Raw genomic sequence first — 12,717 nt, 5'->3', positions numbered from 1 at the left:
CCTTCCATCCCCCCGAACGAGAGGCCCACCATGTTCAGCAACGGTCCGTCGATCATCCGCACCTCCGCGCTCACGCTCTCGCTCGCCGTCGCGGGCATCCTCGCCGGCAATGTCCCCGCCGCCCAGGCCGCCGCCCCCGCGCAGCCGCAGTGCCGTGGGGAGGGCGTCGACGGCTCGGCGCAGGTCCGCTACGGGTCCGACGTCTTGATCAAGGCGCCGCTGAGCACCGTCTTCGAGCTCCAGACCGACGTGGAGCGCTGGCCGACCTGGCAGTCCCCCGTCCTGACGATGAAGCGCCTCGACCACGGCCCCCTCCGCAAGGGCTCGCGGTTCCGGTGGACCACCCCGGCGCCGCCCACCCCCACGACTCCGGCGACCACGATGACCATCACGTCCACCGTCCGGCAACTCCAGCGCAACACCTGCATCCTGTGGCGCGGCCCGGCGGTCGGCCAGGGGGTGCGCATCGACGAGGGCGTGCACCTGTGGACGTTCACCAAGGTGCGGGGCGGCGTGCGCGTGCACACCGAGGAGACCTGGACCGGCGCGCAGGTCGAGGCGGACGTCCCCAGCGCGACCAGGATCCTGGGCGGTGGCCTCGACGCCTGGTTGCGCGACCTGAAGACGACCGCCGAAACCCGCAGGCCGTGCCACTCCCGTTGATACCGGCTCCCATCGCCGCCTTCCTCATGCCGGGCATGAGGAAGGCGGCGAACTGTCCGGACAAATACCTGCTCGCGTTGCCTTGAGAGCGACGACAGATGACCTCTACAGCCGGGCCGCTTTTCTGAAGACTTGCCGTCCACCGGAGGTCCTGGCCGCACGTTGCCAATAGACCATAAAGGTAACAGCGCCTTAGCGGACATTTCCGTTCTTACTGGTCACGCGGGCCTGACGAGCGACCCTTATTGCAAATCTTACGCAATAGCAATCTCTATGCATCTTGTCGCGGCACCAATCCTTCCGCGCCGCTCGGCCGAATAAACCTCGAAATCCCCGACGGTCGGTCCGCTCCCGGTACACACCAGGAGCGAAATCCCCTTAAAGGCGGTATTCGTCCGCTTCGGGGTTCCATCGGAAGGAATCCGCGACACCGTGACCAGAATCAAACGGCCGGCCGTGGTGGCCGCCGGTACCGGCCTGCTGGCCGCGGCGGGCATGCTCGCCGCGCTCGGGCCCGGCACCTCCGGCGCCTCCAGCCACCGCGAGGCGCCGCTCATCGCCGGCGACCCCCAGGCCGACAACACCGACCTGTACGCCTTCACCAGCCCGGACGCCCCCGACAGCGTCTCCCTGGTCGCCAACTGGCATCCGTTCCAGGAGCCGAACGGGGGGCCGAACTTCTACCCGTTCGCGACCGACACCCGCTACAACATCAAGATCGACAACGACGGTGACGCCAGGGCCGACATCGTCTACCGGTGGACCTTCCGCAACGAGGACCGCCGCGGGAACAAAACCTTCCTGTACAACAACGGGCCGGTGCGGTCGCTGACCGACCCGACGCTGCTGTTCCGCCAGCGCTACACCCTCCAGGAGGTGACCCGCAAGGGCACCCGGACGCTGGTCAAGGACGCCATCGCCGCGCCCTCCAACACCGGCCCGGCGTCGATGCCCGACTACGGGACGCTGCGCAGGCAGGCGGTCCGGCAGGTCGCCGGCGGCGGCCGGGCCTACGCCGGCCAGGCCGACGACTCCTTCTTCCTGGACCTGCGGGTCTTCGACCTGCTCTACGGCGCCAACCTCAAGGAGGTCGGGCAGGACACCCTCCGGGGCTACAACGTCAACACCCTGGCGCTCCAGGTGCCCAAGAAGGCCCTGGCCCTGAAGGGCAACGCGGGCCGCAACCCGGTGGTGGGCATCTGGTCGACCACCGAGCGCAAGGGCGCCGTCCTCGGCTCCCGGGTCGGCGGCTACCGGCAGGTCTCGCGGCTGGGCAACCCCCTGGTCAACGAGGTCGTCTCCCCCGCCGGGCTGAAGGGCGCCTTCAACCGGCTGGACCCGGCCAAGGACCACACCGTCAAGCCGCTGGTGGACCGGGTCCTCAAGCCCGAGGTCCCGGCGCTGATCGAGAAGATCTACGGGGTGAAGGCCCCGGCGACGCCGCGCCGCGACCTGTCGCAGATCTTCCTGACCGGCATCTCCAAGAAGTCCGGCGGCCCGATCCAGGCCGACCTGAACTCCCAGCTCCTCAACAAGGACGTCAACCCCAGGAAGTTCACGCCCGCCGAGATGTTGCGGCTCAACATGGCCGTCCCGGTGTCGCGGCAGCCCAACCGGCTGGGCGTCCTGGCGGGGGACCTCCAGGGGTTCCCCAACGGCCGCCGCCTGGGCGACGACGTGCTCGACATCGGCCTGCAGGCGCTGGAGGGCGCCGCGCAGACCGGCAGGCTCGTCCCGGCCCTGGCCAACGGGGACGGGGTGAACGGCAACGAGTCGCCGTTCGCGTCGACGTTCCCCTACGTGGCGCTGCCGCACAACAGCGCCGTCAACCGGGCCGGCTGATCCGGCCGGTGGACGCCGCCTCCGATCGAGGCCGCTGAGAACCGAACGCGGGCAGGACACCAGCGGACGCGGCCGCACCCCGGCGGGAGCCGGGGCGGCGACCGGGTGGCGCGGTCCGGGCGTCCTGCCCGCGTTCCCCAGGACGGAGGAAACCCGTGCAGATCGACCGTGTTCCCCGGCGTCCGCTGTACGCGGCGGTCGCCGCCCTCGCAGCCGCGGTGGTCGCGGTCGTGGGCGTCGGCGCGCTCCGGGACGCGCCCGGCCCGCCCGCTCCGATCGACGGCGCAGCACCCGGAACGATCGGCCGCTACCAGCAGGCCCTGCGGGCGGCACCCGACGACCACCGCACCTGGGCGGCGCTGGGCGCCGCCTACGTCCAGCAGGCCCGCACCACCCTCGACCCCTCCTACTATCCACGGGCGCAGGGCGCGCTGGAGCGATCGCTACGACTGGCCCCCACCGGCAACGACCAGGCCATGACCGGGATGGGCGCCCTGGCCAACGCCCGGCACGAGTTCGCCTCGGCCGCCCAGTGGGGCCGACGCGCCGCGCGGGCCAATCCCGCCAGCCCCGACGCGCAGGGCGTGCTCGCCGACGCCTACACCCAGCTCGGCGACTACCCTGCCGCGACCCGCGCCGTGACGCGCATGAACGAACTGGCACCCGGCGTACCGGCCTTCACCCGCGCCTCCTACGAACGCCAACAGCGCGGCGACGTCGCCGGAGCGCGCGCCCTGCTGCGCCAAGCGCTGGGGGCCGCCTACCTGCCCGCCGACGTCGCCTTCTGCCGCTACTACCTGGGCGAACTGGCCTTCCAAGCCGGGGATCTGGCAGAGGCCGAAGAGCACTACCGGGCCGCCGCCACCGCCGACGCCTCGTTCGCTCCGGCGGTCCAGGGCGTCGCCAAGACCGCGGCGCTGCGCGGTGACACCCCGGCGGCCCTGCGCGGCTACCAGACCCTGGTCGCCCGCGCCCCGCTGCCGCAGTACCTGACCGAATACGCCCAGCTGCTGCACTCGGCGGGCCAGCGTGACCAGGCCGCCGCGCAGGAACGGCTGCTCGCCACGCAGGAGCGGCTCCAGGCCGCCAACGGCCTGGTCGACGACCTGGCCGCCTCCGAGCACGCGGCCGACACCGGCGACAAGGTGCGCGCGCTGCGGCACGCCGAGGCCGAATGGAAACGGCGGCGCAGCGTCCTGGTCGCCGACGCGCTCGCCTGGGCCCTGCACCTCAACGGACGCGACGCCGAGGCTCTCGGCTACGCCCGGCAGGCCACCCGGCTGGGCTGGCGCAACGCCGCGCTCTACCACCACCGCGCCGAGATCCACCAAGCGCTCGGCGACCGCGCCGCAGCGGCCGCCGACCGCGCCACCGCGCACGCCATCAATCCCCGCTTCACCCCCGAGATCCCAGCGATCGGCAGACCCTCATGACCCGACGCCGCCGTTCCGACTCACGCCCGCCCGCCCCGGGCGGAATGCCCGCAAGCACCCAGCCACCGCAGGCGATCGCCCGGCGGCATGACCGGACGTGTTCGCCGTCCCGGCTGCCATCGCGGTCGGTCGTGGTCACGCTGCTGATGGCGGCCATCCTGATCGGCCTGGCCTCCCTCCACGACGCGCGCGCCGCGACGCCGCCCCGGCACCCGCTGGGCAACTTCACCGTCAACCACTACAACGGCCTGCGGCTGTCGCCCGACCGGATCGACAACACCGCGATCGTCGACTCGGCCGAGATCCCCACCCTCCAGGAACAACCGCTCGTCGACACCGACCACGACTCCCGGGTGAGCGCCGCCGAGGCCGCCGCCTACGCCCGCGCGCAGTGCGCGGGCTTCTCCTCGGCGGTGACCACGACGGTCGCGGGCCGGGCGGTGGCCTGGCGGGTCTCCGGCTCGGCCTACGCGCTGGTGCCGGGGACGGCGGGACTGCGCACCAGCAGGCTGACGTGCTCGTTCACCGCACCCGTGCGGCTGTCGGCCCCCGCCGTGGTCGAGTTCGCCGACCGGTTCCGCGCCGACCGCGTCGGCTGGCACGAGATCACCGCCGTCGGCGCGGGCGTCCGGTTGGACAAAGCGCCGGTGCCGCAGCGCAGCGTCAGCGACGAGCTGCGCCGCTACCCCGGCGATCTGCTGACCTCGCCGCTGGACGTCCGCACGGCCACGCTGCGCACCGCCCCCGGCTTCGGCTCGACCACCGGCGTCCTCCCCGCGCTGCCGTCGGCCGGATGGTTCGCCACCGCGGTCAACCGGCTCACCGGACACTTCAACTCCCTGGTCGCGACCCCGCACCTGTCGGTGGGCGTGGGGGCGCTGGCACTGCTGCTGGCCATCGTGCTGGGCGCCTCGCACGCCGCGATGCCCGGCCACGGCAAGACGGTGATGGCCGCCTACATCGCCGGACGCCGCGGCCGGGCCCGCGACGCGCTGATCGTCGGCGCGACCGTCACCCTCACCCACACCGGCGGCGTCATGGTCCTGGGACTGCTGCTCAGCGCATCGGCCACGCTGGCCGGGGAATCGTTGCTGTCCTGGCTCGGGGTGGCCAGCGGCCTGCTGGTCGCCGCCATCGGTTTGGGGCTGCTGCGTTCGGCGTGGCGCTCACACCGCTTCAGCCGACGCGCGTTGCCCGCCGAGCCTGTCCTGCAGTTGGTGGGAGTCGCTTCGACCTCGCACGGCATACCGTCCCCACCACCTCCACCGTCACACGGCCACGGCCACGGGCACGGCCACGGGCACGGCCACGGGCACGGCCACGGGCACGGCCACAGCCACGGGCACGGGCACGGAGAAGGGCGATTCGGGCGTGCCGGTCTGATCGGGCTGGGGATCACCGGCGGGCTGGTGCCGAGCCCTTCGGCGCTGGTCGTCCTGCTGGGCGCGATCGCCCTGGGACGGACACTGTTCGGCGCCGCGCTCGTGCTGGCCTACGGGGTCGGCATGGCGGCCACCCTGACCGCCGCCGGCCTCCTGCTGGTGCGGTTCCACGACCTGATCGAACGCCTTCCCTTCACCGGCCGGGCCGCTCGCCTCACCCTCTACACCCCCATGCTCACCGCGGGCCTGGTGGTCGTCGTCGGCGTCGGCCTGACGCTCCGCGGCCTCAACGGATCCGTCTAGGAAGGACCACTCGCATGCTTTCGACGGCCAGGTACATCGCCCTCGTCGCGGTCATCGGAGCCACCACCGCCACCGCCGGCCTCGCCGCCGCCACCGTCCTCGATGACGACCACGGCCCCTTCCAGCCCGGCACCGCGACCGCACCGCAGACGTGCATGGAGCACCAGCGGCACACCCCCGAGGAGTCCTTCGCCTCCGACAGCGCCCGCAACCTGACCCTGCTGCGCTACTACACCGCCAACGGCAACCGTCCCTACTGCGACCGCCAGGCGCCGACCAGCGCCGATGCGCAGTGGGCCCGCCTCCACCTCAAGCTGGGAGGAAACCCCGAGTCGGTCCGCGCCATCCTCGCCCCCGGGTGACCGGCCGACCGGTGGCTCGAAGCAGGAGACGGTTCCAGCCAGGTGGACCACGGCTGCCTCTACTCCCGGTGCAAGAACGCCTACCCGCCCCAGGCCGTGAGCGAGCACTTCTTCTGCGGCGGCGGCACGCCCGGCAAGGGTGACGCCTGCGACGGCGACACCGGGTCCCCGCTGACCATGCAGAACCGGGTCGTGGGCATCGTCAACTGGGGCCGAGGGTGCGCCCAGTTGGGCAAGGCGATCCTGTACACCCACCTCGCCACCATCCGCGACTTCATCGACCAGTCCGCCGCCGCTCCCCAGTACTCTCCCAGCGGAGCGGCGAAACGTTCGTCGTCATGCTCCAGGTCCGACGCTGCCGAGGTCGATCACCGTCCCCGGGTGACTTCCAGGACGATCGGGACCCTGCCGGGGACGACGCCGCGCAGATCGGCGAGCAACTGCTCGGTCGGTGGCAGTCCGGCGGGGGGGTGCGGACCGAGGTGTGGAACGTCGCCGACTCCCGGCGGACGCCGACGACCGAGGCCCCAGGCTCGTCCGCCACCCACCGGGCCGCGGTGTCCCGGATCCGGCTCTCCCACACGGCGAACGCGTAGTTGGCGGCGGTGCGGAGAAGCAACGGGGCACCACCAGCACCCCGAGCCCGCCGAACGCGAACACGGCCCGTCGGCGCGATGCCCCGGCGGGGACATCCACGTAGCCGAGGGCGGCGAACACGAACGTCCCGACCAGCACCAGCGACAACATGTTGGACAGGAACAACACCAGCGCGCCGAACGCGAGGGCCGGGGCGCCGGCGCCGAGGCAGACGCCCGACACCACCAGCGGCGGCACCAGCGAGATCGAGATCGCGACCCCGGGCAGGACCGCGGCGACGTCGCGGCGGGCGAGGGCCCCGGCGAGCCCAGTGGCGACGGCGGCTACCAGGTCGGCCAGGCCGGGCGAGGTGCGTCCGGAGATCTGGCCGTTGGCCAGCAACCGGTAGGAGCCCGGCAGGGCGAGCGAGGTCAGCAGCCCGACGGCGACGACCGCCGCCACGCCGTCTAGGACGAACCGGCCGGCACCCGTCCGGGAGCGTTTCACCACCCCCAGCGCCATCCCCATGATGGGCGTCGACAGCGGAGTGATGATTATCGTTGCGGTTGAGTCGGCCAGTACGCCAGCGGCTGCGATCATTACGAAGAGGGGATTATTTTACAACCAAGGTGCTTTACATAGTAAGGCAAGATCAAAGAAGCCTACGCACCCGTTCCACCGCACTGCAGCTTTCATCCTCGAGATTTCCGCGATCACAAGATTCCTGAGCGTTCAAACCAATGGGGCCGACGACGGCTCCACATCTACCCGATTGAACACGCCGCTAACTAAGGCATCGACAGGTGAACCCCCTGCTGTCAGACCGGTAGTCGCAACTTCACCACCGCCTCCCACCAGGCGACGGAGCGCACCCTAACTAGCTGATGCCCCGCCACCCACTCCGATGCTTTCAATCACCAGGCGATAGCCCTCCCCTCGCCAGGCCATAAGCTATGGCTATGTCACAGCCACCCTCGACTAGCAGGTCACAAATCGGTAATGCCCCTCAATAAGTGCAGGTCGGCAAGGGTTCTCTCCGCGCGAGCGGAGGTGGTCCGTCCACCGACCCGGTATCGACGCTGGTGAGGTCGTTCTCTCCGCGCGAGCGGAGGTGGTCCGTCCTTCCAGGACAGGTGGCCAGCGCCGTACTCGTTCTCTCCGCGCGAGCGGAGGTGGTCCACGCGGAAGGCGCGCGGCCGGACCGGCGCCCCCGTTCTCTCCGCGCGAGCGGAGGTGGTCCGATCGCCGCCGAGCTGGCCGAGGCCTCGGGTCAGTTCTCTCCGCGCGAGCGGAGGTGGTCCGCTCACGGTGGAGATGACCCCGGACGAACACGAGTTCTCTCCGCGCGAGCGGAGGTGGTCCGATCAGGACGAATGACTGTGCGGCCAGGTACAAGGGTTCGGTTCTCTCCGCGCGAGCGGAGGTGGTCCGCACCTGGAGACCGGCCCCCCGCCCCTGCCCCTGTTCTCTCCGCGCGAGCGGAGGTGGTCCGGCCCAGTTCCAGTACAGCCTGGTCGGCGAGTAGTTCTCTCCGCGCGAGCGGAGGTGGTCCGGCGCTGCTCCGCGGCCTGCTCGCCGAGCGGCTGTTTTCTCCGCGCGAGCGGAAGTGAGCCTGCTCTGTCGGGAGGCTACTTGTTGATTTGCGGCGACTTATGGTTTTGCTGATTCATCGTCTGGTTCAGCAGGGTTGAGGGCGATGAGGGTGAGGCCGTCGAAGTCGATGGGGATGCGGCGGCGCTGGCCCGCCGTATGGATGGTGAATCCCTGTTCGTTGGCGTCGGGGTGTAGCAGTATCGCTGCTCCGTCGTTGATGGATGCGGCGACGGCTGTCCATAGTTCGGTGCGGACGCGGGCCGAGAGGGTGCCGACGTAGAGGCCCGGCATGGGTTCGGTCATCCAGCGTGTCAGCGCGCCGCGCAGGTGGTCCGGAACGGCGGTTGTCGCGATGACGGTCATCGTCGCCATGTCAGTCCTGGCTGTAGTTGGTGCCGCCGGCGAGTCTTCCGAGGTCGGGATCCCAGAGGTCGACGAGTTCTTCGGACGCCTCTTCGGCGTCTTCCTCGCGGGTGCCGTCATCAGGATCTAGAAGCGTCTGGATGTCGGCGACGATGCGTGGAAGGAGGCGGAACAGCTTCAGGCCGTCGCGGAAAGATCGGCGGGCTTGGCCGTCAGGGTCGGTTGCGTCGTGCAGGGAGAAGGCCAGCGGGATGGTGAGTTCGGCCTTGTACAGGTCGGCGATGTCGTAGACGAACGAGTGCGAGGTTCCGGTGTGTACGAAGCCCAGGCCCGGCGAACAGCCGATGGCGCTGATGGCCGCGTGGACGATGCCGTACAGGCAGGTGTTCGCCGCTGACAGGGCGCGGTTGACGGGGTCTTGTCCGTCCCAGTCCTCCGGGGCGTAGGAGCGCCTGAACGGGCGCAATCCGTTCTGCTGGGCCAGCAGGCGATAGATCGCCTTCATGCGCTGGCCCTCCAGACCGCGTAGTTGCGCGATGGTGGCGGTCGCGGGTGCCGTGTCGCCGAAACGGCGCAGGTACATGCGGTGGGCGACGGCCTTGTGCTCGGCGTCGTCGGCCCATGCGCGGGCTTGGGTTTCCAGCCAGCGTGTCGGTAGCGAGTCGGGGACGTTGGCCGCGTAGCAGCGGACGCCAGCTGCTCCTGTGCAGATCACGGTGGTGCCGTGGCGCGCCAGCGTGGACAGGGCCCGGGTGGTGATGGACACGCCGGGGCCGAGCAGCAGGCAGCCGAGGGCCGCGGTGGGCAGTGCGACGCGGCGCACGTCGTCGCCGAGCTGGAAGAACGCTTTGACGCCGGTGTCGTCCTGGACGATGCGGGCCACGTCGATGTACAGGAACGACAGCGAGTCCCCGATGCGGGGCAGCATCGCAGCGGTGGGGGCGGCCAGGCGCTGCCGCGCGGGTCGGCTCATGCGACCGGCGCGATGGTGAGCAGTCCGCAGCCGTAGGGCTTGCCGCGGCCGATGCCCGCCTTCATCCGTTCGACCAGCGCCGCCGGATCGGTGACGGTGGCGGTGCCGTCGAAACGAGTGCGAGCGTGGGTCATGCGCCCTGGGCCGCGTTGGCTGCTGACGCTGCTGAGCTGGCTGCTGATCAGGGTGTTCACCAGCAGGCCGGCGCTCTCGGCCTGGCGCTGCCACCAACGATCGGCGTCAGCGCCCTGGAGAGGGACGACCTGTTTGGGACGGCCTGCCGTGGTGTTCTTGCCCAGCTTGCTGGTCGCGTTGCCGATGATCCGGTAGTGGACGGGGGCACCGGCGCGCAGGCTGTCCAGCAGCGGGGCCAGCGATCTGCAGCGGGGCACGCCGTAGCCGGTGGGCAGCTTGTCCAGGTCGGGCTTGAGTGCGCTTTGGATCAGGACTGCTGTTCCACTGGCGAGTTCGTCGAGGCGGAACAACACGGCGGCCTGTTGGCGGGGCTGTGCTCCCAGGCCGTTGGGGAACAGTTTCATGATGCGCTGGTGCAGCTTGCCGATATCCCGCAGGTCGTTGAGTACTCCCCTGTGCCCCAGGTCCAAGGCGATGTGGGTGATGAACAGTTCGGTGCTCATGAGGGGGTGCTCCCGTTGGGTGGTGCGGCAGCAAGGTGTTCGTGGAGCTTGCGGAGGTAGGCGGTTCCGTAGTCGGCGCACTGGTCGGCGGGCAGGTCGAGATGGCACCGGTAAACGGGACGGGTGCGGTACTGGCGCCGGTGCGGGGAGAAGGAGATCGGTTCGTCCTGGGCCTCGGTGTAGATCTGTTCGGTGACGGGCAGACCGGGCCAGGGGGCGGTGTCGAACGGTGTGTCGCTGCGGAATTCGACGGAGATGGTCGACTCGTTCGCCGGGTGCTTGCGAGGCAGGGGCAAGGCGATCAGCGGCGGCACCGGGTCGTGTTCGAGCGTGCTCAGCAGGATCGGTCCACTGGGCGGGCAGGACCTGCGCCCCAGGTAGGGCGGCCAGCGCGGCTCGCGCAGCGCGGCGGCGCAGGTGTCCAGCAGCTGCGGGTCGGGGGCGGTGACGGCGACAGTGAACGCGGCGTCGGCCAGGTAGTAGCGGTCGGAGATCAGCGTCGCGGTCTCGGCGCTGCGGCGCTTGCCCTCGGCGGTGATCACGGTGAGCCGACGCGGCATCCCGCCGCCGACGGTGTGGAAATCGCGCAGCAGGGTGCCCGGCCGGTCGATCCGGATGGTGAAGCTCAACGCGGTCAAGTCGCCGATGTCCTCGTCGCGGCGGCGGCCGAGGGCGGCGGCGATCAGGCCGATGAGTCCTGAGCGCGTCGGTGCGGTGTTGGTGTCGCGTTCGTTGAAGCGCGACCGCTCTCCCCAGGATTGGAGTGGCCCGCTCAGACGCAGGAGGAGTCCTGCGGTGCTCACGCCAGTTCCTTGGCGGGCAGTGCCGCGGCCAGGGCCCCGGTGATGAGGTCGTCGAAGGCGTCGACGCGCTCACCGAGATGGGCGATCGCGGTCGGCGCCAGCGTCGCGTGGGCGCTGTAGCGCAGGCCGTTGCCGCCGAGAAGCTTCTGGACGGCGCCGGCGTAGTCGTCCAGCGCCTTGGTCGAGGGGCCGGTGTGCCCGCTGTGGCCCTTGGCGCGGACCGGCTCCTCGAAGGCGGCGGCGTAGGAGACGGGCCGGTCGGCGCGGACGGTCACGTGCGCCAGGTGCGGGATGGTGTTGGGGGCGGTGGAGTTCTTCTTCGCCTGCGGCAGCGACAGGAGGACGGCGCGGATCAGCTCGGCCGCGAGTTCGCGCACGTCGTCCAGGTCACCGCCGATGTTGGCGTGCAGGTCGGCCAGGTCGAGCACGACGTAGCGGTAGAGCACTCCGGCGCTGTGCTCGGTGTTGCCCATGTGGGCGCTGCCGGTGGTGTCCTTCCAAGCGGCGGTGACGTCGTCGACGGCGCTGAAGTAGTCGATCTCGACGTCGGTGGCGTGCGTGGTGAAGCAGTGCGCGACCTGCACGGCGCCATCGACATGGGCGTCGTCCACCTGGGCGAGCATGCGGCCGAACAGGTTGATGACGCCGTTGCGGCGGGTCAGGATCGTGTCGATCTCGGCGGTGGGGACGACCGCGTGCTTGCGCTCGAACTTGGCGGGCTCCTTGGCCTGCTCCAGCTCGTCCCGGTACCGGATCGCCAGCTCGGCCAGGTCGGCGACCGCGGCGGCGGGGATGTAGACCATCGCCGCCGTGGACCAGCTCTCGCGGGTGTCGCCGGTGTCATCCCCCTTCTTCTTGGGGGGTTCCGCGCCGACGCTGCTGGCGACCACGATGTGGCGGCCCGCGCGCTCGGCCAGGTCTGCGGGCCAACCGTACTCCTGCTCCAGATGCGCGGCGACGTGCTCGGCCAGGCGGCGCGTGCGCAGCGCCTCCTCCCCGATGGCTTGCTGGAGGTGGAGTCGGATGGCGCGCTTCCAGCACTGGCTGCTGACTCGGGTGCGCGTGACGCCGCCCCATGTGACCGTCTTCACCGAGTTGGTGTCGTCGCGGTTCAGGTTCGCGAACGGGATGGGCTGGATGGCGTGGATCTCGAGGAAGCGCCCGGGGAAGTCGGTCATCAGTTCTCCTCGTTCGGGGTGGCGTCGTCGGGGCGGTCGGCGAGTTCTTCGGATTTGAAGCGGGTGCGGTAGAAGTCCTGCAGCCAGCGGCGCGTGATCCGGTCGCGGCGGTCGTCCCAGTCGCGCAGGTCGAGTAGGAGCTGCGCCCAGTCGACGTCGGCGGGACGCTGCGCCAGTACCAGCGCGGCGGACGGCAGATGGCGGTGCACGCCCTCGGTGCTCTGCCGGGTGAGCAGGTTGATGCGCGCCTCGGCGGCGGACTCGCGCAGCGTTCCCCGGTCGACGCCCTGGGCGAGGCAGACACCGAAGTTCCGCCTTTGGGATTCGGCGGATGCCCCGCGCGCCTGTGGCGGAAGCGCCGCGATCATCGCGGCGATCGCGTAGTAGGCGCGTTCGCGGTTGCTGTTCCGGGCGGTTCGGACGTGCGGAGCGATCAGGGCGTGCATCCGCTTGCAGTCGTCGAGGGGACGCCGCAGCCCACTGCGGAGCGCGGCCTGTTTGCCGGGGTCCTCGCACAGCCGGTGAACGCGCGCGATGAAGTCCCGGGCGTCGTCGTAGGAGGTCGAGGGGGAAGCCTGTGTGCTCATGGCGTCCTGCCGAAGGGGGTC

Annotated in this window: 12 protein-coding genes, 1 pseudogene and 1 CRISPR repeat array; of the genes and pseudogenes, 6 read left to right on the top strand and 7 right to left on the bottom strand. The window is 70.6% G+C overall.

Translation table 11 applies throughout. The annotated features are described in order from the left end of the window. Positions 1 to 30: 30 nt before the first annotated feature. The 6 genes and pseudogenes from AH6_RS03750 to AH6_RS47000 form a co-directional block, all read left to right on the top strand. Positions 31 to 663, top strand: a complete 633-nt coding sequence (locus tag AH6_RS03750) for an SRPBCC family protein (RefSeq protein ID WP_067473484.1) — start codon at positions 31 to 33, stop codon at positions 661 to 663. A 432-nt stretch (positions 664 to 1,095) separates the two neighbouring features. Next, complete coding sequence (locus tag AH6_RS03745; protein ID WP_218005696.1) at positions 1,096 to 2,505, top strand: DUF4331 domain-containing protein; 1,410 nt, start codon at positions 1,096 to 1,098, stop codon at positions 2,503 to 2,505. A 155-nt stretch (positions 2,506 to 2,660) separates the two neighbouring features. Then, positions 2,661 to 3,938: a tetratricopeptide repeat protein gene (locus tag AH6_RS03740; protein ID WP_067473482.1), complete on the top strand. Its 1,278-nt coding sequence runs from the start codon at positions 2,661 to 2,663 to the stop codon at positions 3,936 to 3,938. 131 nt (positions 3,939 to 4,069) lie between these two features. Continuing rightward, a complete protein-coding gene (locus tag AH6_RS03735; protein ID WP_245679164.1) occupies positions 4,070 to 5,623 on the top strand; it encodes a HoxN/HupN/NixA family nickel/cobalt transporter in 1,554 nt (517 codons plus the stop codon). A 14-nt stretch (positions 5,624 to 5,637) separates the two neighbouring features. After that, positions 5,638 to 5,985: a hypothetical protein gene (locus AH6_RS03730; RefSeq protein ID WP_067473479.1), complete on the top strand. Its 348-nt coding sequence runs from the start codon at positions 5,638 to 5,640 to the stop codon at positions 5,983 to 5,985. Positions 5,986 to 6,027: 42 nt separating this feature from the next. Next, positions 6,028 to 6,252 (top strand): annotated as a pseudogene (locus AH6_RS47000) (trypsin-like serine protease); the annotation flags it as partial. A 69-nt stretch (positions 6,253 to 6,321) separates the two neighbouring features. Here the strand turns inward: AH6_RS47000 and AH6_RS42015 are convergent. The 7 genes from AH6_RS42015 to casB all read right to left on the bottom strand — a co-directional run bounded on the left by AH6_RS42015 (position 6,322) and on the right by casB (position 12,696). Further along, positions 6,322 to 7,161, bottom strand: a complete 840-nt coding sequence (locus AH6_RS42015; protein ID WP_083982193.1) for a DUF389 domain-containing protein — start codon at positions 7,159 to 7,161, stop codon at positions 6,322 to 6,324. A 429-nt stretch (positions 7,162 to 7,590) separates the two neighbouring features. Beyond that, a CRISPR array of direct repeats spans positions 7,591 to 8,175; the repeat unit is 29 nt; unit sequence GTTCTCTCCGCGCGAGCGGAGGTGGTCCG. Positions 8,176 to 8,211: 36 nt separating this feature from the next. Then, entirely contained in the window at positions 8,212 to 8,526 is a 315-nt protein-coding gene (gene cas2e, locus AH6_RS03710) for a type I-E CRISPR-associated endoribonuclease Cas2e (protein WP_067473458.1), read from the bottom strand. A gap of 1 nt (position 8,527) precedes the next feature. Beyond that, the gene (cas1e, locus tag AH6_RS03705) at positions 8,528 to 9,490 is read right to left on the bottom strand and encodes a type I-E CRISPR-associated endonuclease Cas1e (protein ID WP_067473457.1); all 963 of its coding nucleotides are present in this window, start codon (positions 9,488 to 9,490) and stop codon (positions 8,528 to 8,530) included. Beyond that, on the bottom strand, positions 9,487 to 10,128 hold the full coding sequence (gene cas6e / locus AH6_RS03700) for a type I-E CRISPR-associated protein Cas6/Cse3/CasE (protein WP_067473455.1): 642 nt from the start codon (positions 10,126 to 10,128) through the stop codon (positions 9,487 to 9,489). Before cas6e ends, cas1e begins: the two co-directional genes overlap by 4 nt. Further along, on the bottom strand, positions 10,125 to 10,931 hold the full coding sequence (gene cas5e, locus AH6_RS03695) for a type I-E CRISPR-associated protein Cas5/CasD (protein ID WP_067473453.1): 807 nt from the start codon (positions 10,929 to 10,931) through the stop codon (positions 10,125 to 10,127). The genes cas6e and cas5e overlap by 4 nt, the downstream gene beginning before the upstream one ends. Continuing rightward, the gene (cas7e, locus tag AH6_RS03690; RefSeq protein ID WP_067473451.1) at positions 10,928 to 12,109 is read right to left on the bottom strand and encodes a type I-E CRISPR-associated protein Cas7/Cse4/CasC; all 1,182 of its coding nucleotides are present in this window, start codon (positions 12,107 to 12,109) and stop codon (positions 10,928 to 10,930) included. Before cas7e ends, cas5e begins: the two co-directional genes overlap by 4 nt. Continuing rightward, entirely contained in the window at positions 12,109 to 12,696 is a 588-nt protein-coding gene (casB, locus tag AH6_RS03685) for a type I-E CRISPR-associated protein Cse2/CasB (protein WP_067473447.1), read from the bottom strand. The genes cas7e and casB overlap by 1 nt, the downstream gene beginning before the upstream one ends. Positions 12,697 to 12,717: the final 21 nt, after the last annotated feature.

This window comes from Actinomadura hibisca NBRC 15177, from assembly GCF_001552635.1.
In the GTDB taxonomy this organism is placed as follows: domain Bacteria; phylum Actinomycetota; class Actinomycetes; order Streptosporangiales; family Streptosporangiaceae; genus Spirillospora; species Spirillospora hibisca.
This window is presented reverse-complemented; position numbering and strand designations above follow the sequence as displayed.